General features: G+C 43.8%; 20 protein-coding genes. 11 read left to right on the top strand and 9 right to left on the bottom strand.

The genetic code is table 11. The annotated features are described in order from the left end of the window. Nucleotides 1–12: 12 nt before the first annotated feature. From ACQY3M_RS01520 to ACQY3M_RS01495, 6 genes are all read left to right on the top strand, one after another. Nucleotides 13–948 carry an RDD family protein gene (locus tag ACQY3M_RS01520; protein WP_428065572.1) on the top strand — a complete coding sequence of 312 codons (936 nt, stop codon included), beginning with the start codon at nt 13–15 and terminating at the stop codon, nt 946–948. Nucleotides 949–960: 12 nt separating this feature from the next. Next, on the top strand, nt 961–1,983 hold the full coding sequence (locus ACQY3M_RS01515) for an RDD family protein (RefSeq protein WP_428065570.1): 1,023 nt from the start codon (nt 961–963) through the stop codon (nt 1,981–1,983). 422 nt (nt 1,984–2,405) lie between these two features. Continuing rightward, nucleotides 2,406–2,594, top strand: coding sequence for a hypothetical protein (locus tag ACQY3M_RS01510; RefSeq protein WP_428065568.1), 189 nt, complete (start codon nt 2,406–2,408; stop codon nt 2,592–2,594). Nucleotides 2,595–3,572: 978 nt separating this feature from the next. After that, complete coding sequence (locus ACQY3M_RS01505) at nt 3,573–4,532, top strand: hypothetical protein (protein WP_428065567.1); 960 nt, start codon at nt 3,573–3,575, stop codon at nt 4,530–4,532. Nucleotides 4,533–6,274: 1,742 nt separating this feature from the next. Next, complete coding sequence (locus tag ACQY3M_RS01500) at nt 6,275–6,778, top strand: O-acetyl-ADP-ribose deacetylase (RefSeq protein ID WP_428065565.1); 504 nt, start codon at nt 6,275–6,277, stop codon at nt 6,776–6,778. A gap of 3 nt (nt 6,779–6,781) precedes the next feature. Then, nucleotides 6,782–7,288 (top strand): DNA-deoxyinosine glycosylase, encoded by a 507-nt coding sequence (locus ACQY3M_RS01495; RefSeq protein WP_428065563.1) that lies wholly within the window; start codon nt 6,782–6,784, stop codon nt 7,286–7,288. Nucleotides 7,289–7,449: 161 nt separating this feature from the next. Here the strand turns inward: ACQY3M_RS01495 and ACQY3M_RS01490 are convergent, their stop codons facing one another. Continuing rightward, nucleotides 7,450–8,430: a hypothetical protein gene (locus tag ACQY3M_RS01490; protein ID WP_428065561.1), complete on the bottom strand. Its 981-nt coding sequence runs from the start codon at nt 8,428–8,430 to the stop codon at nt 7,450–7,452. A 134-nt stretch (nt 8,431–8,564) separates the two neighbouring features. Here ACQY3M_RS01490 and ACQY3M_RS01485 point away from each other — a divergent pair, with 134 nt between their 5' ends. From ACQY3M_RS01485 to ACQY3M_RS01470, 4 genes are read left to right on the top strand one after another with little or no spacing between them, the layout of a single operon-like run. Next, on the top strand, nt 8,565–8,837 hold the full coding sequence (locus tag ACQY3M_RS01485; protein WP_428065559.1) for a hypothetical protein: 273 nt from the start codon (nt 8,565–8,567) through the stop codon (nt 8,835–8,837). A 4-nt stretch (nt 8,838–8,841) separates the two neighbouring features. Then, nucleotides 8,842–9,888, top strand: a complete 1,047-nt coding sequence (nadA, locus tag ACQY3M_RS01480) for a quinolinate synthase NadA (RefSeq protein WP_428065557.1) — start codon at nt 8,842–8,844, stop codon at nt 9,886–9,888. After that, nucleotides 9,885–10,715 (top strand): carboxylating nicotinate-nucleotide diphosphorylase, encoded by an 831-nt coding sequence (nadC, locus tag ACQY3M_RS01475; protein ID WP_428065555.1) that lies wholly within the window; start codon nt 9,885–9,887, stop codon nt 10,713–10,715. The genes nadA and nadC overlap by 4 nt, the downstream gene beginning before the upstream one ends. An 11-nt stretch (nt 10,716–10,726) precedes the next feature. After that, nucleotides 10,727–11,938 carry a PLP-dependent aminotransferase family protein gene (locus tag ACQY3M_RS01470; RefSeq protein ID WP_428065553.1) on the top strand — a complete coding sequence of 404 codons (1,212 nt, stop codon included), beginning with the start codon at nt 10,727–10,729 and terminating at the stop codon, nt 11,936–11,938. A 179-nt stretch (nt 11,939–12,117) separates the two neighbouring features. Here the strand turns inward: ACQY3M_RS01470 and ald are convergent, their stop codons facing one another. The 7 genes from ald to ACQY3M_RS01435 form a co-directional block, all read right to left on the bottom strand. Continuing rightward, nucleotides 12,118–13,239 carry an alanine dehydrogenase gene (ald, locus tag ACQY3M_RS01465; RefSeq protein ID WP_428065551.1) on the bottom strand — a complete coding sequence of 374 codons (1,122 nt, stop codon included), beginning with the start codon at nt 13,237–13,239 and terminating at the stop codon, nt 12,118–12,120. Nucleotides 13,240–13,370: 131 nt separating this feature from the next. Next, nucleotides 13,371–14,957, bottom strand: coding sequence for a CTP synthase (locus tag ACQY3M_RS01460; protein WP_428065549.1), 1,587 nt, complete (start codon nt 14,955–14,957; stop codon nt 13,371–13,373). A gap of 13 nt (nt 14,958–14,970) precedes the next feature. Further along, the gene (gene kdsB / locus ACQY3M_RS01455) at nt 14,971–15,717 is read right to left on the bottom strand and encodes a 3-deoxy-manno-octulosonate cytidylyltransferase (RefSeq protein WP_428065547.1); all 747 of its coding nucleotides are present in this window, start codon (nt 15,715–15,717) and stop codon (nt 14,971–14,973) included. Further along, on the bottom strand, nt 15,714–16,703 hold the full coding sequence (rfaE1, locus tag ACQY3M_RS01450) for a D-glycero-beta-D-manno-heptose-7-phosphate kinase (RefSeq protein WP_428065545.1): 990 nt from the start codon (nt 16,701–16,703) through the stop codon (nt 15,714–15,716). The genes kdsB and rfaE1 overlap by 4 nt, the downstream gene beginning before the upstream one ends. A gap of 10 nt (nt 16,704–16,713) precedes the next feature. Then, the gene (locus tag ACQY3M_RS01445) at nt 16,714–17,967 is read right to left on the bottom strand and encodes a DUF3108 domain-containing protein (RefSeq protein WP_428065543.1); all 1,254 of its coding nucleotides are present in this window, start codon (nt 17,965–17,967) and stop codon (nt 16,714–16,716) included. Beyond that, the gene (locus ACQY3M_RS01440) at nt 17,964–18,515 is read right to left on the bottom strand and encodes a D-glycero-alpha-D-manno-heptose-1,7-bisphosphate 7-phosphatase (protein ID WP_428065541.1); all 552 of its coding nucleotides are present in this window, start codon (nt 18,513–18,515) and stop codon (nt 17,964–17,966) included. The genes ACQY3M_RS01445 and ACQY3M_RS01440 overlap by 4 nt, the downstream gene beginning before the upstream one ends. After that, entirely contained in the window at nt 18,505–19,446 is a 942-nt protein-coding gene (locus ACQY3M_RS01435) for a lysophospholipid acyltransferase family protein (RefSeq protein WP_428065539.1), read from the bottom strand. The genes ACQY3M_RS01440 and ACQY3M_RS01435 overlap by 11 nt, the downstream gene beginning before the upstream one ends. Nucleotides 19,447–19,579: 133 nt before the next feature. On the opposite strand from ACQY3M_RS01435, the gene lpxK reads away from it, so the two are divergent. Further along, a complete protein-coding gene (lpxK, locus tag ACQY3M_RS01430) occupies nt 19,580–20,671 on the top strand; it encodes a tetraacyldisaccharide 4'-kinase (RefSeq protein ID WP_428065537.1) in 1,092 nt (363 codons plus the stop codon). 192 nt (nt 20,672–20,863) lie between these two features. Here the strand turns inward: lpxK and ACQY3M_RS01425 are convergent, their stop codons facing one another. Continuing rightward, the gene (locus ACQY3M_RS01425; protein ID WP_428065535.1) at nt 20,864–23,518 is read right to left on the bottom strand and encodes a 4-alpha-glucanotransferase; all 2,655 of its coding nucleotides are present in this window, start codon (nt 23,516–23,518) and stop codon (nt 20,864–20,866) included. Between the last annotated feature and the right edge of the window lie 50 nt (nt 23,519–23,568).

The following is a 23,568-nucleotide window of genomic DNA, read 5'->3' as shown; positions in this document are numbered from 1 at the left end:
AGGGGTAAGAAAATGTACGCCGGCTTTTGGAAAAGGTTTTTTGCTTTTATAATAGATTGGGCCATATTATTTGCCTTGATGTTATTGCTTTATATTGCGCTAGGTATTTTTACATTTTATCTGACTGATTGGCAGAGTGATACTGGTATAAATTCAATAAATGTTCTAACAGCGCTTTTTTACTTAAGTTCCTTCGCTGTTCCTATTCTTTATTGGAGCTTTTTTGAAGCATCGTCTTATCAGGCTACGCCCGGCAAAATGGCGCTTGGCATAAAGGTCTGCGACGAGAACGGAAATCGGCTGAAGTTTGCACAGTCGTTGGGGCGCAATCTGGGTAAGATAATTTCGAATTTAACTTTTTATATCGGTTATGTGATGGCGGGTTTTACGGTTAAACGGCAGGCACTGCACGATAAAATGTCGGGCTGTTTGGTTATTGATAAAACGGCTAAATTTGAGGATTTGCGTCCTTTCCCCAAAGCGTCGCTATGGAAGATAGCGGCGACGGTATTTGCGGCGCTGTTGCCGTTCTTTTTGTTGTTTGCGCTAATAACGGCATTAATAGTTTTTCTTTCTTTCTCATATGTAAAATCTTTTATGGATTTTAATAATGCGATGCAAAATCTAAGTATGATAAAACGAATGCAGACTTCCTATAAACTGGAAAATGGCGCCTATGCCGACAGGGTAGGAGATTTGTTTTCTGCAGGAAACGAGGCGGTAAAAGCGGAAAGTTCAGGGAAGGAAGACTTTTCTTTCTCACATGACGGCGATTTTTCTTATAAGTTGGTTTCAGGTGGAGTTGCGGCAGAATATAAAAGGGTACCGCATTATTATTTAACGTTGTGTTATGATGCCGAAAAAAAATGTCTGAGCGATGATTTGGAAAAATTAAAAGATAGAGATATTGTCATAGCGTCCCCAGAGGAATGCTGTGTCGAAAAATAGGAGGATTAAAATATGTATGCAGGGTTCTGGAAAAGGCTTGCCGCCTTTATAATAGACAACATAATAGCCTATGTGCTTTTGATGATTGTAATGGCTTTTATAGGGTATAGCGATAAGCTGTCCAATCCCGCTACGGTAGTATCGGCGGTTTTGGTTATGACGGCATGCTCAATGCTGATTTATGCTTTATATTGGGCCTTGTTTGAGAGTTCTTCTCTGCAGGCTACGCCGGGCAAAATGGCGCTGGGTATAAAAGTAACGGATATGAATGGCAACAGGATTTCTTTTGGCCGTGCGCTTGGGCGTAATTTGGGTAAAATAATATCCGGATTTACGCTTAATATAGGCTATGTTATGGCGGGTTTTACCGTAAGAAAGCAAGCCTTACATGATAAAATGGCCGATTGCTTGGTAATAGACAAAAACGCAGATACTCAGAATTTACAGCCTTTGCCTAAGGCAAGCGGCACATTGGTATTTTTTGCCATATTAGGCGCGCTTAGTCCGTTTATTATTTATATTGTTGCGATGAGCTTTATGTTTATGGCGTTCTTTAAGATGGCTGGTATTCCGTCAATCCCGACAAGTGGAGCTTCGCTATCGGAAAGGGGCGATTATGCTGAGGTTTTTGAATCCGCTGAAGAAGATTCGCCTGAAGACGCCTATTTATTGGAGGAAGACGACTTGAATAATGCGGAAATCCTTAAAGTTAAAATGATGGGCAATCTGCTTCTTGTTATTGCGAAAATTCAAGAAATGTATGCCGAGCAGAATAACGGCCAATACGCCAAAACTTTTGAGGAACTAAAAGCGAATATGCCGGAATTTCCGGAGCAATCCTACGAAGTCGTCAATTACAAATTGGCACTGGGAGAGAATTATATTACGGCCTCGGCCGAGGAAAAAGACGGCATTCCCGCCCATACGCTGACCCGCTGTTACGCCAAAGACAGGACTTGTATATATGCGCATGTTTTCTCTTTTATTAAAGAAGTAGATTTGCCCTATTCTCAGCCCGAAATGTGCTGTTTATAAGTTCTTAATATATTGGAAGAAAAAATCCCGCCGTCTGTACGGCGGGTTTTTTATTGGAGTATAAACAAACTTCTTAGCCTGCCTGATTTCCTAAATAGCCGCTTATTTGTTTTTTATAGAAATATTCATTTTGCTTGCTTGCAAGTATCATATTTGATTTTTTCAATCCAAAGCCGTATGTCGAAGTAAATCCCCAAAAATAGAAACAGCTTGACTGTTTTTTTTTTTTTGATAAATTTTTCCTATGAATCTGCCTGCAGAATAATAGATATTTTTGTTTGAGCTTAGATTAGTTTTAGCGACACTATTAACTATAAAAGAGGGGAAAAAGATGTTAAAAAATAAAACGGTTGGTAAATTGTTTTTAACTGTATTTTGTTGTTTTGTCTGTTTAAGTACAACGTATGCGGAGAGTTGCAAAAGTGGCAGACAATATAAAGTTTCAGGAAATTGTGGATATAAAGTCAGAGAATGTTGTGATAATAAAGATTATGGTAAATATTGGTCTCCTTGGGCAGAAGATGGGAAAACTACTTGTTGTTCAAGCGGCTGTCCTACTTCTGCTGGAACATGTAAAGAAGAAAGTGGTTATGACCCTAATGTTTTGGTAGCGGGATCATGGTATTTTCTAAACTGTCGTTGTGAACCTGGTTCAGGCTGGCAGTGCGACAGATGCTTTAAGTGTCAGGCTCCTTCGGGTAGTTCGTGCAGTGGGTGTTTAAATATGATACCGGAAAATTCCATACCTAAACTATACAGAAGTAGCCCTAATCCTTGCAGTATATGTGAATGGGAATGTAAACCTGGTTATTCCTTAAGCGAAGATGGATTAAGTTGTATTGAGGGCTGTAAAGATTCGAGCGGAAAGTATGTCCCCAAACCTTCCGATGATAATACAAGGAGTTGTGGATGCGTGGTTTGCAAGAGGAAAACATATACTTGTGAACCTGGTTCGGGGTGGAAGGCGACTTGGAAGTTTTCAGGTTGTGTTTCAGGATTATCTCCTAATTGGACTTCAGAAACCTGTGTGGCCCCTAACGGCGGTTATATTTGCCAAGGTTATGAGGCACACGGCGGCTATAATAATCATTCGGACGATTGTCCTTTTACGTTTGAAGACCGTATGAATCCTTCAGTGTGCGGAGACAGATTTATATATGTGACCGGTTCTTATAGAGCTCATTGCTATGGGAGATCTTCAGAAAAGAGCAGTGATTGGGCAGTTAACGTTACTTGTGTAGTTAAAGGCTTATCTTCCTAAATAAGTCTTTAAAAAGAGAAGTAACCGCCCCGCCGCGCAGACGGCGGGGTTTTTTATTGGCATATAAACTTTTTAGCTTGTCGGATTTTTTAAACGGCCGCTTATTTATTTTTCTCTTGAAAGATTTCGCTTTATCTGCCGGGGAATATCATATTCTGTTTCCAATTTAAATCCGTACGTCTAAGTAAACCCAAAAAGCAGAAACAGCTTGACTGTTTTTTTTTTTTTGATAAATTTTTCCTGAATTGCAGGCTGGGAATATTATTCATATCGTATTTTGTGCGAAACTTCCCGGAGCCTGCATAGAAAATCGGAGGAGGTATTTTTTATGTCAAAAAATTGCGGATTGAAATTATTGCTTTCAGCACTTTTTCTAGCAGTCTCTCTTCCAGTTTGTTCGCAAGTGTTAAAACTGTGTACGCCAGGTACTAAACAGTATAAACCGAAAGGCGACTGTGGGACCAGCGTCAGTACTTGTTGCGATAGCGGAATATGGAGCGGATGGGATAAGAGCTGTGGTTATTTTTGGAGTTGCCGACAAGTACCTAAAAGTTATTGCAGAGGGACGACGGGCGGTCTTCCGGCTACGGTTAGCGGTTCTTTGCAAGGGAAAAGCTGCAGTGAATATGGCAAAGAGGGCTTTTCCAGCGGAACGACAAATGGCGATGGAATGCTTATAGACGGAAGCAACAGTGCTTGCTATCAATGCGCCTGCGGATATATGCCGACGAGCCCTGCGTGCAACTGCTCAGGTACGGCCAGCGGAAGTTGTACAGCATATATAAACGGTGCAGCTTATGTAGGAACAAGAAAATGCGTGGCTTCGTGTCTTTGGGATGATTGCTATTCTATAAGTAACCCCGAAGGACAATATTGTGGTTTGACACCAGGTAAGACATATCAATGCACTCCGGCGGCATATCCGGAACACGGCGGTTATCAAGTATGCGAAAGCGCTTACGACGAACCCGGACAGCTGAAAATAAGCGCTTGTATAGCTTGCGGAGCCAACCAGTGCCTAGCTAAAAGCGGTGGACTTGGATCTGACGCAAGATACTACTGTGTATCCAAACCGACTAGCGGATCTGACACTAAAGGAAAATATAATTGTACGGCTGCCACTTGTCGTAATGCGGGTATGACTACATCTCCGTGGACTTGCACGGCCAAAACATATACGTCGTGCTATAGCGGGTATACTTTGAGCGGCGGGAATTGTGTTTCCAACAGCGGAGGAGGCGGGGGGACTATACGCCCGATAGAACCGGAGCTGCCTTTTTTGAAATAGCCGCAGAATATTATTTGCAGAGGATATTCCTCTCAACTAACCGCCCCGCCGCGCAGACGGCGGGGTTTTTGTCGTATGAAAACAAGACTTAATAATATATAAACAGCCGTACAGGTCAATGCCTATATTGACTGGACTAAAGAGCTGCGTTTATCTTTTCGCTTAACATAGTATCGTTTTTTAAGGGGATATCTCAAATATTTTTATATTCTACTCTAAAAATATCCGCCTTAATAAGAGAGTATTTTTTATGTCGGAGGGGAAGAATAAAAAATTGTTTTTTGTGCGCTACCTGAAGATATAAGAATTATTTGCCAAAAGAAAAATGGAAATATAATCCGCTTTGGATAATTTACACACGGATTTAAAGCCTTGCCAAGTATAAAACACAAAATCCCAAAATTTTGATACACAGAACTGAAAAGTAAAAAACAACCATTTTCTTTCCCTAATATTGTTAGAAACAGCTTGTTTTCGCCAAAAATGAGCTATAAACGCTTTTTGTGCTTTTAGGTATAAAGAGTACCCAAAAAGATTTAAAAACGAAGTGAGTTTCCTTTAATTTATTATTAAATTACGCAAAGAAAGCATTTAAAAGATCCGCAATAAACACTTTGATCTGCAATCTCGCTAAAATAATATCCCGATGGCCTTCTATAAATCCAATTATAGCCAATTAGTTTTCCTAAATGTAGAATTAAATTTCTTCTATAAATAGCAAGTTATTATTATTATTCCTTTAGATGATAAGAGATATCAGAATGTTCCCAAAATAAAAATGATACTAATTATTTCTATTTTATATTTTTATTATAGAATATAAATAATTCTACAATTAATGAAACACCTAAATTTTATAATTTGTTTTAATTGTAGAATATATTTTATTCTATAAACTTTGATATCTAGTGTTAAATAAAAATATTTTTATATTTTTATAGAATTAAAAAATGTCTATAATAATAAAGTATATAATCAAAGATTTGTTTTTTGGGTATATCTATTGTTAAAAATATTTTTTAGTTCTATAATATGTTAAAAATTTGGATATATAATAATTCTATAATCTAAAAATATTTATATTTTTATCTTTATTCTTTTATGGAATTGAATAAGTTCTATAATATTTAATAATTTGTAGTATTTTTTTTATTCAATAATAAGAGATATTTATTATAATTATTCTTAAGGAAAAACTAAAACATTGAGTAAATTACTAATATTGACATTTGGAAGTTTGGCTGGGTTTAGACTTTTTTAGGTGTTTTTTAGTATTTAGATGTTTTTAAGCTACGCAAATCACTAGGGAAGTTAATATTGAAGAAAAGAGTAAAATTAAAGGAAACAGTATTTCTTTTTACTAAAAGATTTTAGATTTATTAGTACGCATTGTATCAATAATTAGGTCAATTCCGGAGATGGATTGCTTGGCTTTTATGGTGGCATAATATTTGCATATTGGTTAATATACGGAGTAATATCAGCTAATTTCCCGCATTGATTTTGGGGAGGGAAGATCAACTGCGATGTGCATCAAATAAAAAGTGGAGGTCTATTGCTGGAATAGGGACAAATTGAGCTTGCGCCGGCGCTGATTATCCCATTTATATTGAGTGCTCCTATTGCTTTGATATCGCTTAAAAAGGGCTTTTTTATTTGATACAATTCTTCTAGCCTGTTATTTTGTGTGTTTTAGGCTAATATATTTATATGGATTTATAATATTTGGAAAGAGGGTTGTTATGAATATAAAGGTATTGGAAGGGGACATAACGCTTTTGAAGGTAGACGCGATAGTAAACGCAGCGAACAGCAGTTTGCTTGGTGGCGGTGGGGTAGACGGCGCTATTCACAAGGCTGCGGGGCCTAGACTATTGGAGAAATGCAAAACTTTGGGTGGCTGTAAAGCCGGTGAGGCTAAGATTACCAGGGGTTACGATTTGCCCGCCGCCTTTATTATTCATACCGTCGGGCCGATGTGGCATGGCGGAGCCAGCGGCGAGGAAGATACTTTAAAAAGATGTTATGAGAACAGCTTAAAACTTGCTGAGGAGAACGGTTTAAAGAGTATCGCTTTCCCGTGTATATCAACTGGGGCCTACCATTTCCCGGCAGAGAAGGCGGCCCAAATCGCTTTTGATGCCGCAAAGGAATTTCTTAAGGACAAAGCGGACTTTACTGTTTATTTCGTCTGTTATAACGGGGCGGACTATAAGCTCTACAAGAAACTTGAAGCCGCTTTATAAGTTATGTTGAGGAGTTTTGCCGCCGTTACCGATGATAATACAGAGATATTGACGGTGGGGACTATGCCGGGGACGGCCAGTTTGGCCGCGGGCGAATATTACGCGCATAAGCGCAATCATTTTTGGCCGATAATATTTGCTTTGTTTAATGGCGGCAGAACTTTAACCTCATATGAAGAAAAGATTGCGCTTCTCTTATCTCACAAAATAGGGCTTTGGGACAGTCTTGAATATTGCGACAGGCAAGGAAGTCTGGATAAAGATATTCGACGCGAACGCCCTAATAATTTTAAAGCTTTATTTCAAAGTCGCCCTAAAATAAAAAGAGTGGTTTTCAACGGTCTTGCGGCGCGCAATTACTTTCTGAAATATAATAGCGTTTCCGACGGGCGGGAATATGTTTTAATGCCTTCGACCAGCCCCGCCAACGCTTCCAAATCTTTTGAGGATAAACTCCTTTTATGGCGCCGGGCTTTAGATATTGGCGGACGAGTTATTGCAAATAAATAATCTTTTGCATTAAACTACAATGTTCCGTTTGAGATGGGAGATAAATTGCTTTTTCTTTACTTGTTTTCCGGTGCGGATTTTAAGTTTTGCCATTCTTATGGATTGAAAATAAAAAACCCCGACTTTATAAAAAGCCGGGGTTTTGGTTATTAAAGCGATATTTAATTCATATATTCGCCGTTTACTATACTTATTGCGGCGGTATCGATTGGTGTTACCGTTTTCTCGTCTAAATTAACCTCATAGGAGCCGCAGGAAATCGGGAAGTCCTTCATCGTGGAAGGCGTTTTGCCCAATTTGCCGTTTACTTTGCAGGTTACTTTGTAGATAGGCGTTCCGATTTTAACGGTGGTCCAATCTCTGTCGTTTGACATAAGCACAAGGCCCTGAGCGCGTTTTGCTTTGTCTATGGCGAGGATATAGGAGTCTATCTCCTTGTTGTAAAATCTTTTAAGCAGGAGAACGGCTTGGCGTCTTTCGTAGGATAACTTCTTTTTTAAGAGTTCCTGCCTTTCCGAATCGGATATTTCGTTATAATCAGGTTCTTCTTCATCTGTTTTGATATCGGTATAGATTTGCGGCGTAGTATCGGGCTTCTTTTCCGGCGCGAAGAGATATGTCCCTTGCTTGGTATCGGATTCTCTATATAACTTAGCCGTTTGCGTACCGAAATCCAAATCGAGGAACTGTTCCGGTTTTGTCACTTGGTCATATTCCAACTGTACCACACCGTCGGATTTGATTACGCCTTTCTGTTCCGCTTTAGCGTGTATCGTCTTTAAAAAGGGCGAGTAACTTACGTTGACGGTGAGTATTTCAGGCTCGTATTTTTTTGCCGCGCCATATTCCACCAAATCGTCGGCGAAACCGGCATTGAAATCCATTTGTACGGATTTATTTTCGCTATACCAGCAGCAGCGGGTGATGCAAGCTCTGTCGGTATCGATGCGGTACTCGGCCTCCGCGGGATTAAAACGGAGATTTAATTTATAGCAAACGTCGGCGGTGGAGCCGTCCAGATCCGACTTTGAAGAAACAATGGAAATCCATTGTTTAGTGGAACTGCCGTCCGTGGTACTCATTCCCACGCAGCCGCAAATAAACAGCGGCATCAATAAGATAGAAGGTAAAAATTTTCTCATACTTTGATTATATCCTATTTTTAAGATAAATTATAAGATAATTCATAATAGCATTTTATTCAAGACTTTTTATAAATTATAATATAATATATACATATATTGAAGGATCGGACGCTGTTTTAAGGAGGAATATAATGAAATATTTGTTAATGGTTGCGGTGTCTTTAGCAGTTTTGGGCGGATGCGCTTCCAACTCAGCCAAAGGCGAAGAGGACGCGAAATATTCCAATAAAGTTTCTGCCGAGGATACGACTCAGGGGAATGTTATCATTGATGAAGAATTTGATTTGCTCGTCGCGCCTGAATATGATTATGAAACGGAAGTTCCTTACGCCGAGCAAATAAAGAATCAACCCGTTAAGAAGCAAACCAAGAGAGCTAAGAAACCCGTGGCGGTAAAGCAGTAATAAGATGCGGGACTTTACGGCTGCGCAAATGGAAGAAGAAGCGCGACGGCTATACGCCTTGTTGGGCAATGTCACCGATTTTAAAACCGGCGGGAAGTATACTCTTGAACATTGCAGGGCGATAGCGCCGTCTGTTTTGGCGGTAAACAATCTAAAAAAAGAAAACGACGCCGTAATTTTGGCGCACTATTATTGTGCGCCGGAAATAGTTTACGGCGTCGCCGATTTTAAAGGCGACTCTTACGCTTTGGCGAAGAAAGCGGCGGAGTTTGCCGGCAGGAATATAATATTCTGCGGTGTCTATTTTATGGCCCAAACGGCCAAGATAGTAAATCCCGGCAAAAGGGTATATCTTCCGCCGGTTACGGCGGGCTGTTCCCTTGCTGATGGCATTGACGCGGATACGGTATCAAAACTTAAGGAAAGTTATCCCGATGCGGCGTTTGTGTGTTACATAAACAGCACTGCCGAGGTTAAAGCATTGTGCGACGTATGCGTTACGTCTTCGAATGTGTACGACATAGCCGCGGCGCTGCCAAACGAGAGAATAGTTTTTATACCGGATTTGTTTATGGCCGACAATATCCGTGCCGAACTTAAACGGCGCGGTATAAAGAAAGAGGTACTCTCTTTCGGAGCGACTTGCTGCGTACACGATAAATATACGGTGCGTGACGTAGAGGAACTGCGTTGGGCACATCCTTCGGTAAAAATAATAAGCCACCCGGAATGTCCTTTGGCGGTGTGCGAAATCAGCGATTATTGCGGCAGTACTTCGGGTATGTTGGATTATGTAAAGAAATCCGACGCCAAGGAGTTTGCGGTCCTCAGCGAAGACGGCATCGTAAATTCTTTGGAGCTGGAAAATCCGTCAAAAACATTTTACGCTGTCAGCAGGCCTTGCGGCCAGATGAAGCGCAACACTCTTGGCAATATATTGGGCGTTTTGAACAATTTGGAACAAGCCCCACAGGTACAGGTACCATGCGATACGGCGCTAAGAGCTAAGAAATGTATAGATAATATGTTTGAAATGGCAGGTAAGAAATGATAGACAAAATAATAGAGTTGGCGGTTGAGGAAGATTTCGGACTTGGCGATATAACTACCGATAATATTTTTGGCCCGAATGACTTTATAAAAGCCGCTTTTATAGCCAAAGACGATATGATCGTCTGCGGAGGCGAGGTCGCCAAGGCTGTGTTCGGTTATGTAGATTCGTCAATAAAATTTAAGATGCTGAAGAAAGAAGGCGAGTTTATAAAAAAAGGAACGAAACTTGCCGAGGTAAGCGGCCCTGCGCTTGGCGTTTTGAAGGGCGAGCGTCCCGCGCTAAACTTTATGCAGAGGATGAGCGGCATAGCTACTATGGCTTTTGAACTTAATAAAATAGCCAAGAAGTATAAAGTTATGCTGGTTGACACCAGGAAATCGTTGCCTGGTATGCGCAAATTTGACAAATACGCCGTAAGGACAGGCGGAGCCAAAAATCACAGAATGTCGCTTTCCGACAGCGTAATGATAAAAGATAACCACATATCGGCCTGCGGAGGAATAGAGAAGGCTGTAAAGCTTATAAAGAGCAAGATAGGCCATACACCCAAGATAGAAGTGGAAACGAAAAATCTTAAGGAAGTTAAGGAAGCGTTAAAGGCTGGGGCCGATATAATTATGCTGGATAATATGTCCATATCGGATATATTAAAGGCCAAGGCTTTGATAAACGGCAAAGCTATTATAGAGGTGTCCGGCGGAGTAAACCGGAATAACCTGGAAGACTACTGCAAAACGGGTGTAGACGTGATATCGATGGGCGCGCTGACGCATTCTGTACCCGCGAAAGATATAAGCATGCTTGTATCTGAGATAAAGAGATGAGGAGTTTAAATATGAAAGATTTTTCACATTTGTTGGCGAAGGTAAACGGCAGAGCTACGGCATCCGTAATCAGGGAATTGCTTAAGATGACGAGCGTTCCTGGTATGATTTCTTTTGCCGGCGGAATGCCTGCGCCGGATTTGTTTCCGGCGGAGGAGATTGGAGAAATAGTAAAAGATGTAATAGTCAAAGAGCCTAATATAGCCTTGCAGTATGGCTGTACGGAAGGGGAAAGCGGTTTTAAGGCGGAGCTTATCAAACTGCTTAAAGCGGACGAGGATATTGAAGTTACTCCAGATGAGCTTATAGTCACTTCGGCTTCCCAGCAGGCTTTGGATATAGTTGGCAAGGCCTTTGTCGATCCTGGCGATGCCATAATAGTAGGCAAGCCGACGTATTTAGGCGCTTTGCAGGCTTTTGAAACATACGGCGCGGATATGATAGGCGTAGACAGCGACGATTTCGGCATAACGGCGGAATCTTTGGAAGAGAAATTGGAAGCCCTCAAGAAAGAAGGGCGCGTATGCAAATTTATCTATATAGTGCCCGATTTCCAAAATCCGACGGGTACGACAATCCCCACGGAACGCCGCGTAAAGATATTGGAACTTGCCAAGAAATACGGCACCGTTATTTTGGAAGATTCCCCTTACAGGAAAATACGCTTTAAAGGGGAACATCAAAAGACTTTTTACGCCTTGGACAAGGGCGAGGGTAATGTAATAACGATGTTCACTTTTTCCAAGACATTCGTTCCGGGTTTCAGGCTGGGTTATATAATCGCCAATAAGGAGATAATAAGGAAATTCGCGATACTAAAACAGGCGATGGACTTGTGCAGCTCTCCTGTCTGCCAAGCGATAACGGCGGAATATTTAAGGCAGGGCCGGCTTGAGAACCATATAAAGAAATTGGTGAAAGTATACAGCGAGAAACGCGAAGCGATGTTAAATGCTTTGGAAAAGTATATGCCGCAGGGCGTTACGTGGACCAAACCTGAAGGCGGGCTTTTCCTCTGGGTGGTCTTGCCGGAAAATATCGACGCGGAAAAGATGTTTATAACGGCTGTAAAGAACAATGTGGCCTACGTAATAGGTTCGGCTTTTTATCCCGACAAGAGCGGCAAGAATACTTTGCGTTTGAACTTTTCCTATGCGTCTTTTGAGCAGATAGAAGAAGGCATAAAACGTCTGGGCAAAGCGATAAAGGAATACAAAGCCTAAACTAAATCTTTAAGACAAAATCCTCTCCCTAAAAAGGAGGGGATTTTTATTTGTCCAATCGCGGAGGAAGAAACGGCGATTTACGCGCGAAATATTTGGCTGTTTGTGTATTTATCATAAAAAATCCCGCTTTTTAAAAGCGGGATTTTTACTCGAAGGACAATTTTGCGCGGCTGTTTTTAAAGGTCTAAAGCCTTTAAGGGCGGCATATATAGTTTTTCCAAGCCGAAGGCTTGCGCCACCGGCTCATAAGTTATAAAGCCGTCATAGGTATTAAGCCCAGTTAAGAGGGCCGTATTTTCTTTGCAGGCCTTTTTTATGCCTTTGGCGGCCAGCTGCAGTCCATAAGGCAAAGTTGCGTTGTTAAGCGCAAATGTGGAGGTTCTGGCATAAGCGCCTGGCATATTGGCTACGCAGTAGTGGATAATATTATCTACTGTGTATACGGGATCGGAGTGGGTTGTCGGGCGTGAAGTTTCAAAGCAGCCGCCCTGGTCTATGGCGACGTCGACCAAAACCGCGCCGCTCTGCATGGTTTTAAGGTCTTCTTTTGTGACGAGTTTCGGGGCTTTTGCGCCGGGTATGAGTACGGCTCCTATTACGATATCGGCTTTTTTGAGGGCTGTTTTTACGGTCAGCGGGTCGCTGTAAAGGCAAGTAACGTTTGAGGGGAGTATTTCGCTAAGGAACTCCAGCCTTGCCAAATTCAAGTCGCACACCGTTACATTTGCGCCCAGGCCGGCGGCGGTTTTAGCGGCATTTGCTCCTACCGTTCCGCCGCCCAGGATAAGCACTTGCGCGGGAGAAACGCCCGTAACTCCGCAGGGCAATATTCCGCGCCCGCAATAATGTTTGCTAAGATAGTAACTGCCCATTAAAGCCGACATTCTGCCCGCGACTTCACTCATCGGTTTAAGAAGGGGGAGCGTATGGTTTTCTTCCACCGTTTCATAGGCTTCGCTTATTATTTTTTTCTTTAGGCAGACGTCGAGCAGTTCCCTGTCGGCGGCGAAATGAAAATAAGTGAAGATGAGCTGGCCCTCTTTCATTAGGTCGTATTCCTGTTTAAGGGGCTCTTTTACTTTTACTATCATATCGGCGGCAGACCATACTTCGGCCGCGGTTTTTAATATGGTGCAGCCGGCGGCTTCGTATTCACAGTCGGGCAGAGCCGAACCCAAACCCGCGCCGCTTTCGATAAAGACGCTGTGTCCGGCTTGTACGTAAGCGTGTGCGGCATTTGGCGTAAGGCCTACTCTAAACTCATTGTTTTTAATTTCTTTTGGGCAGCCTATTTTCATTTTTAGCTCCTTTACGGCAATCATTTTAAAATATTATGCAGTCTTAAATTCTTTATATATTTTATCGGCCGGAATTTGCAAGCCATACAAAAAGCCCCGCTTTAGAAGCGGGGCTTTTGAATAATTTGTATTTAATTCTTTTTATTCTTTAAAGCCGCTTTGGCTAATCCGTCAAAGAGCGGATGGGGCTTTAAAGGACGGCTGGCGAATTCGGGGTGGAATTGCACCGCTATAAAGAACGGGTTTTTTGGATATTCCACGATTTCAGGCAGCAATTCTTTATGCCAGGCGCTTACTTTAAGGCCGCAATTTTCCAGCAGGGGGACAAATTGCGGATTGTATTCGTAGCGGTGGCGGTGTCTTTCTTCTATGGTGTCTTTCTTGTATAGTTTATGGGCAAGGGAGCCTTTTCGTATTTTCGCGCTGTAATTGCCAAGACGCATAGTCCCGCCGAGTTTCTTTATTTTCTTTTGGTCTTCCATCATAGCGACGACGGGGTTTTTTGTGTCGGGGTTGATTTCGGTGGAGTCGGCGTCTTTAAGGCCGGCCAAATTGCGCGCGGCTTCTATGACGGTGCATTGCATACCCAGACATATCCCCAGGAACGGGATTTTATTTTCTCGTGCGTATTTTATGGCTTCTATTTTGCCCGGTATTCCGCGTTTGCCGAATCCGCCCGGCACGATAATGGCGTCCAATCCTTTAAGAGAAGCGGGTATAGGGTCTTTTTGCGTATTTATGTATTTAACTTTTACCGATACTTTATTTGACATTCCAGCCAAATATAAAGATTCCGCCACGGATTTATAAGCGTCTTTAAGTTCGGCGTATTTGCCGGCTATGCCTACGGTGATTTGCTTTTTGGGGGAAGTGGCTTTGCGCACGAAGTCGAACCATTTGCCGTCGTTTTTCTTTTTCGCTTTGAGGTTCAATCTCTTTATTACCAAATCCGTAAGGCCCTGTTTTTCCAGTTCTTCCGGTACGAGGTATATCGATGGCGCGTCCATAACTTCTATTACGGCGGCGGGTTCTACGCTGCAAAAGAGGGAGAGTTTCTTTTTCATCGAGTCTGAAATAGGGTGTTCCGTTCTGCAGGCCAGGACGTCGGGTTCTATGCCGATTTCGCGCAGTTTGTTTACCGAGTGTTGTGTCGGCTTTGTTTTAAGTTCGCCCGCGGAAGAAATATAAGGCACCAAAGTGGCGTGCAGCGTCATAACGTTTTCGCGTCCGCGTTCGACCCTGAACTGCCTTGCCGCTTCCAAGAAGGGCAAGCCCTCAATGTCGCCTACGGTGCCGCCTATTTCTATTATCGTAATGTCGAAATTTTTATCAAAGGCGGCAAAGCGTTTTTTTATTTCGTTTGTTATGTGCGGGATTACTTGTACGGTTACGCCGTTATAATCGCCGCGGCGTTCATTGTCTATTACCGTTTGATATATCCCGCCGGCGGTAGTGGTATTGGCTTTGGTCATCGGGACGTCTAAAAATCTTTCGTAGGTGCCTAAGTCCAAATCGGCTTCCGCGCCGTCGGCAGTTACGAAAACCTCCCCGTGCTGGTAGGGGCTTAATGTTCCCGGGTCTATATTGATGTAAGGATCGCATTTTATCATATTGACCTTAAAACCGCGCAGCTGCAAAAGTTTCGCCAAGCTCGCGCCCGTTATCCCCTTGCCGAGCGAGCTTACCACCCCGCCCGTAACAAATATAAATTTCGACATTTCAATTACTCCTTTACTGTTCTTTAGAAATTTTTACAAATTCTTTCGCCCGTTCCAAATCCTCCGGCGTATCTATCGCGGGGCCCGTTTTTACCGTCAATACCGCTTTTATCGTCATACCCGCCTCAAGCGCGCGGAGCTGTTCCAATTTTTCCAGCCGCTCCAGCGGGCTGGGCGGCAGCTGAACGAAGCGTTCCAGCGCGGCCCTCTTATAGCCGTATATCCCGCAGTGGATATGATATGGCGCCTTTTCGCTCTGCGGAGTCTTTTCCCTTTTGTAGGGTACTACGGAGCGGGAAAAGTATAAAGCCCGTCCGTCTTCGGCAAGTACCGCTTTTACGTGGTTTGGATTATCGACTTGATCCCAATCAACGGTGGGTATGCAGGCCGTGGAAATATCGGTGTGCCGGTCGGTTTTCAAAAGTTCGGCCACGGCGCGTACGGTTTTAGGCAGGACAAAAGGCTCGTCGCCTTGCACATTGATTATGTAATCGGCTTTTAAACCTTTTGCCGCTTGGTAAATTCTGTCGGTGCCGCTGGGACAGTCGGAAGGCGTCATCACGGCTTTCGCGCCAAAGTTCTGCGCCGCTTTGGCTATACGTTCGTCGTCGGTGGCGATAATTACGTCCCCGCATTCGGCCTTTTGGCAGGCCTCGTATACCCATTGTATTATCGGCTTGCCGTAGAGGTCGGCCACAGGTTTGCCGGGGAAGCGGGTGGAACCGTATCTGGCGGGTATTATTATTAAAGTGTCGCTCATAAAACCTCTTTTATTTCCTCTACGGTGGCGGTCGCCGTGCCGAGTTTCGCCACCACTATACCCGCCGCTTTATTTGATATATATGCCGCGTCCGGCAGAGAAGCGCCGCAGGCCAAAGCCAAAGTAAGCACCGATATTACAGTATCGCCCGCGCCGGTTACATCGTAAACTTCCTTGGCGGTAGCTTTTATTGTGGTTACTTTTGGTTTCGCACCCTTTTCAAACAAAGTCATACCTTCCGCACTTCTGGTGATGAGTATCGATTCGGCATCTAAAGTCTTAAGTATTTTTTTGCCTAGATTGATTATTGCGGCATTGTCCTTTTTGGGCGGCAGGCCCATGCCTTCCCACGCCTCTTTGGTATTGGGGGTCATACAGGTAATGCGTTTGTATTTGAGGAAGTTATCTATCTTCGGGTCCACGCAGACGGGAATATTTTTTGCTCTGCATATATTTATTATTTCCTCTATATTATGATCGGAGAGCATTCCCTTCCCGTAGTCCGACATTACTACGCCCTTTGCAGTTTTTACTGCTTTCTTGAAATTCTTCATACATTCTTTGGCTATCGGCGGGCAGATGCGCTCTTTGCTTTCCCTGTCCACTCTTACTACCTGCTGGCGTTCGGCTATTATGCGTACTTTTTGGGTGGTGGGCCTGTTGTCGTCGGTAACCAAGGCGCTGACGTCAACGCCTTTATCTTTTAAATAACCCTTCAAAATAGTTCCTTTTAAATCTTTGCCGATAACGGATAATATTTTTGGCTTGGCGCCGAGTACCGCCAAATTTACCGCCACATTGCCCGCGCCGCCCGCGATAAAATCTTCTTCTTCCACGTATACTACGGGGACGGGCGCTTCTGGCGATATCCTGCTCACCGAGCCTTTGACGAATTGATCCAGCATAATATCGCCTATTACTATTATCTCTTTGCCTTTAAAGCTGTCTATAATATCGGTAAAATGACGTTTCTCTTTATTTTGCATAAAAGCTCCTTTATTTCGTTTCGCTTGTGTTTGGCGTTTGCTCGGATAGGGAATATTCCGTAAGTTCCGCCGTTACGCTGCCGATGAACACTTCCACCGACATCTTTACGGGCAGTCTGCGTTCGTCATCGGTAAGCCATACCTTAAGGCTTTTGCCTTTGGCGGTAAATATACCCTCGCCGCTGAATTGCGGCTCCACTACTATACAATTAAATTCGCCCGCTTTAACTTTTACCTTCTTCTTGCCCAAAACGGTAACTTTCAGCGGATATTGTTTTTGACGGTTGACGATGTCAAAATAAATTTCGCCCTTTTCCGGCAGAGGCTGCAATCTTACGTAATAGAGTGCGGATAGCATATCCAAAACCTCTTCTCCTTCAAAGGTCATCTTTTGGGTTTTTATGTTGCCGTCCCTGTCCTGCCTGTGATTATTATAAGTGTTGTTAGCGTAGTTAAAGGCTAGCCACTCGTCGCGCGCGTATTTGCCTTCCCTCACGCTTTGCCAATAACCCAGGGATTTTTTTGCCGTAATATCCAACCAAGATATATTTATATCCCTAACCTTAAATAAAGCGTCTATTATGCTGTGGGAATTGGCGTCGGCCCTAAGTTCATAGGCCAAGGTGCCGTTACTATCTACTATTCTGGTCGTTTGCAGCTGTGCCACGCCCGCCACTATGAAAGACCAGCCAATATTATATTTTAAAGTTTCGCCGAACCATACGGGCTTTTTTAATGATTTGGTTTGTTCGATTGTCGCGTCCTGTGCGAAGTAGAAAGGCGAAGTCAAACGTCCTTCTTCCGTCTTTAATATAACGGCTTCGGGGTCGTCATAGGCGTTCATTTCGGGAAATTGTTTTTGTTCTTCCTCGGCGGGAGTTCCGGCGTTTTTATCCGTATTTTCGGCTTTAGTCTGAGCCTTGCCGTCTTTGGATTGCTGTTCGGCGGCGGTTTTATTGGTTTGTTTTTGTTTTGCTTTTTGCTCCGCTTTTGTCTGCTCTTCGTTCAGTTTCTCTTTTTGCGAGGGCGAAGGGGAAGGGGAAAAGAATTTTATAAGAGATTGGGTAAAAGTCTGAGGTTCTTCCTCCGTTTCCTTTACAGCGGGAGGCTCTTGCGTTGGCTTTTGTTTTTCTTCTTCCACCTGCTCTATGGCGGGTGTTTGTACCGGGGTGCCCTGTTCTTGTAAAACGACTTTATTGTTCTTTGTCGCGCAGGCCGGCAGCAACAGTACTGAAGATAGTATAAGTACGGTAAAAAATCTCATTTAGAAATCTCCTTAATATATTTCGCCGCCCCGTAAATATCCAAACAGATTTTCACATTTTTAAGCTGTGGGGCGTATTTGGCTTTTTGGCGTTTGCCGTTGGCCGTAAGCACCATAATGCCGCGCATGCCGATATTGGCGGCGAAATCTATATCCGATTTTTTGTCGCCTATCATAAATGAATTGGCGACGTCGATATTATGTTCCTTTATCAATTTCAGCCCAAGGCCAGGCGCTGGTTTGCGGCAGGAGCAATTCTCGTTCGGGGCGTGAGGGCAGTAATATATGCCGTCTATATCGGCCGCTTCTTTAAGCAGTTGGCACATCCTTTGGTTTACGGCGTTGACTTCGGCCTCGCCGAAGTATCCTCTGCCTATGCCCGACTGGTTCGAAACTATAAAAAGTTTATAGCCCATTTCCTTAAAAAGTCTAAAAGCTTTCAAAGTATTTTTATATAGCTTTACGCCCTTGGGGTCAGAGAGATAAGTACCCGGTTTCTCTTTGATTACCGTTCCGTCGCGGTCCATTAAAATGGCTTTATTTTTCATGGGAAATATCCTTTTTTAGTTCCGCTTCCTGCTGCTTCATAGCTTCTATGCAATCTTTTTCGCGTTTCCAGCGGTTATGGCCCCAAAGCCAAGTTTCGGGCGCCAATTTAATGTAATCTTCAAGTTTTGATTTAAGCAGTACGGTATAATCGTACACGGCCTTATGGGAATATTCTATTTTCGGGGGGAGAAATGTATCCGTTCTTTCCACTATTATTTTTTTGCCGCGCCTGTATATCCTTATGGCGTATACCGGCACCTGCGCCTTAAGCGAAAGCACCGCAGTCAACGGGGCGACTTCTGCCGCCCTTCCCAAGAACGGCATATACAGCTTTGAGGCGTGCACGCTTTGGTCGCTTAAAATTGATATTAAACCGCCCTTTTTAAGAGCTTTAAAGCAGGAAAAGAACGGGTTATATGCGCTTATGTAGCGCGCTCCGCGTATGGAGCGCAGGCGGTTTACTTCTTTGTCGACGTAAGGATTTGTCTGAGGCTTTGCTATAAAGCATACATTTTTAAAAAGAATGCTTACTATTAGGCCCGCGATTTCCCAGTTGGTAAAGTGTCCCAAATGCAGAATGCAGCCTTTGCCCGCGGCATTCTGCGCGGCCACTTCTTCCATTCCTATCAGCTCCACTTTTGAAAGGATATCCTCATCTTTCATATAGGCCGCTTTGACGAACTCCGCCGACAGCCTGCCGATATTGCGCCAAGATTCCAAAGCTATATAATCAACTTCTTTTTCTGATTTTTCGGGAAAAGCTTTTTTTATGTCTTCTTTTGTTCTCAGGTAGCGTTTGCGTATGACCAGTGTAAGAGCTGAACCCAGCAATTCGCCGAATTTAAGGGCAAAACTCCACGGCATTAAACGAATAGCGAAAATCAATGCCTTAAGCCCGAGGTACTGGCAGTAGAAGTTTAAATCCTGCATATCTTATTATATCAAAAAGGGGTATCCTTGGTGCTTATATTTAAAGGAACGCGCGTGCGGAAGCGTGGTTATTTATTGGCGGCGGCGAAAATAATATAATATATTGTCAGAACAATAATCGGAGAATGTTTATATGGATTTCATAAAATTAAGGGAAAAACTGTTAGCTAATCCCGCCGGACGTTTACTGTTGGCTTTTGCGGCTTTTATTTACGGCTTGGGCGTGAAATTGGTGTTGTTTTCATATAAAAAGGGCTGGCGCGCGGTAAAGGCGGTAAACAGCAGGGTGGTATGCATAGGGAATATAACCGCGGGCGGAACGGGCAAGACGACGGCCGTCCTTTTGTGCGCTTCAAAACTGAGCAAAGCTGGCGTCAGAACTGCGGTGGCATCGCGCGGATATAAAAGGAGCGCAAAAAAAGACGAAGTAGTGGTTCTTTTTGACAAAGATTTGCTTAATTGGCGCGAAAGCGGCGATGAGCCTTATATGATGAGCCAGCTTTTGGCCGACGATAAAGTACCGGTGGTAGTCAGTTCCGACAGATACGCCGCGGCGAGCCAGGCTGTCAAAGAATTTAGAAGCCAGGTGATACTTTTAGACGACGGCATGCAGCATCATCGTCTTAAAAGGGACGCCAATGTCGTTTTGATAGACGCGGTAAATCCGTTCGGCGGAGAGGAGCTTTTACCTTTAGGTACTTTGCGCGAGCCGATGACCGCTCTTAAAAGGGCTTCTTTGGTGGTGATAACGCACAGCGATTTGGTGTCGGAGCGAGAACGCGAGGAGATAAAAGATACCGTCCGCCTTATTAACGACGAAATAGAAATAATAGAAGCTATCCACAAGCCGGACTATTATTTTGACGTTACGACAAAAACGAAACTAGCCCTTAAAGATCTTAAAGGCGATGCCGTAGCTTTTTCCGCCATTGGGGATCATTCCAGCTTTGAGCAGACTTTGCGCAATTTGGGCCTTAACTTAAAGCAGACTTGGCGCTTCCCCGACCATGGTACCTATGATATGGAGCAGATGGAGACTTTCGCTTCTTCGCGCGGCGGCCTTCCGCTTATTACAACTTTTAAGGATTACGTAAAATTCCCCGAAGGCTGGCAGGACGTCATTAAAGACAAACTCTATATTTTAGCGATAAATATGCAGATACTTAACGGGGAGGAAAACAAACTTATGGAAATACTATACCCGGGTATAAGCAAGAAAAAATAACTTTTGTTTTTTGCGGAAAATTTATATGACTCCCGCTATTTTGAGCGGGAGTTTTTTATCGTCTGATTTCGTATTGGGGCGAGTTCGTTTCCGCCTGATGTTAATCTTTAGGCGGAATAGGAAACTTTATTGCCCGCCGAAAAAGCCGCCCCGTAGGGCGGCTTTGCGAAAGACTTGCGGCGATATTAGGCTTTAAAGCCTGCCGCTTTGCGCCGTAAGAGCGCGCATTTTATAGTTTAGTTCATTGTCGGAGATAAGATCTTCCAGCGCAATATGCATACGGTAACGCCAATAATGTTTGGGATTTGAGGGTATGTTGATGCGCTCGCTTTCTATATCGGGCAGGCGGCGTTTCTCGTCTATGCTTAGCCAATCCTGAAAAGAGTTCAGACACAGCATTGAGGGTGCGGCAAGGTTCATTCTCAGCACTTCCTCGCATATTTTGCCGTCGGCCTCTTGCGGGGCGGCGCCTTCAAAGCGCAATACCCGATTGTAAAAGGATTGGGTTTGCTCCTTATCTTCCCGCCACCAGCCGCGCAGGGTAGACATATCGTGCGTCGATATGGTGCAAACCGAAAGATAGGGATATTTGGCAGGGTCGCCAAAACGGTCAAGCGGGCTTTTTGGCATACGCTGGATTTCCAAACTCAATATTTGCAAATCGTTCATCACCTCGGGCACGCAGGCTGGTATCATACCCAAATCTTCCGCGCAGGAAAGCATTGCGGTGCAGCGTACCAGCGTCGGCAATTTTGCCATGGCTTCTTTCTTCCAAAAATCATTGTGCCTGTGGTAAAAATAGTTGTTGTACAAATTGGTATAAGCCTGTTTTTTATCCTCTGGCAAAGCCTCAAACGCCAAGGATTTTAAAGCCGATATGCGGGGGTGGTACATATCGGGCTTGCTCTTATCGGCCACGAAAAGCACATTGCTTATAAGGGAATAGAGGCCTTCTTTTAAGGCTTGGCTTTCGGCGTCGGTTTTTTCCTTAAAATACTCTTCCGTTTTGCGCTGGGTATTGAAAGATTCCTTAAGTTCGTAAAGGCCGCCTTCAAGCGGGATAAGATATTCGGATTTTGCGAGTTCCGCTTTTTCCGGAAAGAACTTTTTAAGGGTTTTATCATCTATATAAGGTTTAAGATATTGCTCTTTAAAATCCAATCCGAAGTTTTTAATTTCTTCCGCGCTCATCGGCATAGCGGGCGAGAATTGGCCCAGCAGTCCGTGTACGGAACTAAGCGGAATATCCCATATCCTGAAGAATCCCAAGACGTGGTCTATGCGGTAAGCGTCGAAATATTCCGCCATTTTTTTAAATCGTTTTTTCCACCACAGATAACCGTCTTTCGCCATTTCCTCCCAGTTGTAAGTGGGGAATCCCCAGTTCTGTCCGTTGACGGAGAAATCGTCAGGCGGCGCACCGGCCTGGCTTTGCATATTGAAGTAATGCGGTTCCGTCCAAGCCTCTACGCTGTTTCTTGATACTCCTATCGGTATATCGCCTTTTAAAATCAGGCCTTTGCTTCTGGCGTAATTGGCCGCGTCTAAAAGCTGTAAGTGCAGATTATACTGCGTAAAATAATGCAGGCGGACTTCTTTATAGGCTTTGTTTTTTGGCGAGGTCAGCTCGTATATGCGGGCTTTATCATATATGCGGTAAGGGCCCGGCCATTTGGAAAAGTCGGCAGTTTTATATTTGTCCCTCAAATAGCAGAAAGCGGCATAAGGGCGGAGCCACTCTTTATTGGCCTCGAAGAATTTTAGGTATCCTTCGTCCTGAGGGAACTCTTTATATCTTTCTCTGTATGCCGTTTTGATGTATGCTCTTTTTAAAGCGTTTACCTGTTCGTATTCCACCTGTTTTGCGGCGTTAAGGCGGCGCCGTTCCAAATCAAACCAATATTGTTTGTTTTTGTTTTTGAGCGGGCCTAAGGCATTTAAGTCCATATACATCGGGTGTATGGCGTAAATGGAAATGCTTGCGTATGGGTAAGAATCCGTCCATGTACCGGTGATGGTGGTATCGTTTATGGGCAGTATTTGTATTACCTTTTGGCCTGCGGCGACGGCCCAGTCGGCCAATTTCTTCAAATCGCCGAAGTCGCCCACGCCGAAGCTCTCTTTGCTCCTTAAAGAGAATACGGGCAGCACTATTCCGCTTTCGCGCGGGAGGGGAATATCAAAAACGGGGAAATAATCGTTTTTTGCCAATACTTCTTTAGATTTTATTTCGGCGTTAAGGAGGCAGTTTTCTCCTTTCTGCCAGAATACCTGCTCTCCGTGTATGGCGACGAATTTAAACTCAAGAGGGAAGTTCATTTTTGAGGCGTCCAAAGCTATGCTCCATTCATTGGGCGCGGTTTTTTGCATGATCGGCGCGTCTTCTGGTTTCCAGTTCCCAAGATTATCGTCAGATCCGCATATCTTTAGGATAAAATCTTTCCTTGCCTGCGGGGCATAGGTTTTTATCAGCAGGGTTTTATCGCAAAGAGAAAGCTCCCCGCAGGTTTTAAAGCCGTCGTTAAAAGCGGAAGAGTATAAAAAGGAATTTGGCGGAACGTCGCGCCAGGAGTCCTGCACGTCCAGAGTATAATCCAGGGGGATATCGGCCAATGATAATTCCCTTTTGGGGAAGGGATATTCCCGTCTGTGTTCGCGGTCGCCGCGGTATACGGCGTAGGAATATTTGATATAAGGTATGTAATTTTGGCCCAAATCGAGCTGGGCCGTCCAAAGGCCGTTGCCTTCATCATCCATACGAAGCGGGAAAACTTTTTTGTTTTCCAACAGCAAGGCCAGGTACTCGTCTTGCCCGGCGAAGTAATTTAAGGAAAATTTAATTTTCATAAAGGAATATCCCCCGTAGCGTATCAAATTTATTATAACAACTTTTTTAC

This window comes from Candidatus Proelusimicrobium volucris, from assembly GCF_959605025.1.
GTDB classification, from domain to species: domain Bacteria; phylum Elusimicrobiota; class Elusimicrobia; order Elusimicrobiales; family Elusimicrobiaceae; genus Proelusimicrobium; species Proelusimicrobium volucris.
This window is presented reverse-complemented; position numbering and strand designations above follow the sequence as displayed.

Excerpts from the sequence above, each read along its gene's own strand:
- ACQY3M_RS01485 (WP_428065559.1), top strand. The coding sequence starts at position 8,565 with ATGAAATATTTGTTAATGGTTGCGGTGTCTTTAGCAGTTTTGGGCGGA.
- nadC (WP_428065555.1), top strand. The coding sequence starts at position 9,885 with ATGATAGACAAAATAATAGAGTTGGCGGTTGAGGAAGATTTCGGACTT.
- ACQY3M_RS01505 (WP_428065567.1), top strand. The coding sequence starts at position 3,573 with ATGTCAAAAAATTGCGGATTGAAATTATTGCTTTCAGCACTTTTTCTA.
- ACQY3M_RS01440 (WP_428065541.1), bottom strand. The coding sequence starts at position 18,515 with ATGAAAAATAAAGCCATTTTAATGGACCGCGACGGAACGGTAATCAAA.
- lpxK (WP_428065537.1), top strand. The coding sequence starts at position 19,580 with ATGGATTTCATAAAATTAAGGGAAAAACTGTTAGCTAATCCCGCCGGA.
- ACQY3M_RS01445 (WP_428065543.1), bottom strand. The coding sequence starts at position 17,967 with ATGAGATTTTTTACCGTACTTATACTATCTTCAGTACTGTTGCTGCCG.
- ACQY3M_RS01500 (WP_428065565.1), top strand. The coding sequence starts at position 6,275 with ATGAATATAAAGGTATTGGAAGGGGACATAACGCTTTTGAAGGTAGAC.
- rfaE1 (WP_428065545.1), bottom strand. The coding sequence starts at position 16,703 with ATGCAAAATAAAGAGAAACGTCATTTTACCGATATTATAGACAGCTTT.
- nadA (WP_428065557.1), top strand. The coding sequence starts at position 8,842 with ATGCGGGACTTTACGGCTGCGCAAATGGAAGAAGAAGCGCGACGGCTA.
- kdsB (WP_428065547.1), bottom strand. The coding sequence starts at position 15,717 with ATGAGCGACACTTTAATAATAATACCCGCCAGATACGGTTCCACCCGC.
- ACQY3M_RS01520 (WP_428065572.1), top strand. The coding sequence starts at position 13 with ATGTACGCCGGCTTTTGGAAAAGGTTTTTTGCTTTTATAATAGATTGG.
- ald (WP_428065551.1), bottom strand. The coding sequence starts at position 13,239 with ATGAAAATAGGCTGCCCAAAAGAAATTAAAAACAATGAGTTTAGAGTA.
- ACQY3M_RS01470 (WP_428065553.1), top strand. The coding sequence starts at position 10,727 with ATGAAAGATTTTTCACATTTGTTGGCGAAGGTAAACGGCAGAGCTACG.
- ACQY3M_RS01490 (WP_428065561.1), bottom strand. The coding sequence starts at position 8,430 with ATGAGAAAATTTTTACCTTCTATCTTATTGATGCCGCTGTTTATTTGC.
- ACQY3M_RS01460 (WP_428065549.1), bottom strand. The coding sequence starts at position 14,957 with ATGTCGAAATTTATATTTGTTACGGGCGGGGTGGTAAGCTCGCTCGGC.
- ACQY3M_RS01435 (WP_428065539.1), bottom strand. The coding sequence starts at position 19,446 with ATGCAGGATTTAAACTTCTACTGCCAGTACCTCGGGCTTAAGGCATTG.
- ACQY3M_RS01515 (WP_428065570.1), top strand. The coding sequence starts at position 961 with ATGTATGCAGGGTTCTGGAAAAGGCTTGCCGCCTTTATAATAGACAAC.
- ACQY3M_RS01495 (WP_428065563.1), top strand. The coding sequence starts at position 6,782 with ATGTTGAGGAGTTTTGCCGCCGTTACCGATGATAATACAGAGATATTG.
- ACQY3M_RS01425 (WP_428065535.1), bottom strand. The coding sequence starts at position 23,518 with ATGAAAATTAAATTTTCCTTAAATTACTTCGCCGGGCAAGACGAGTAC.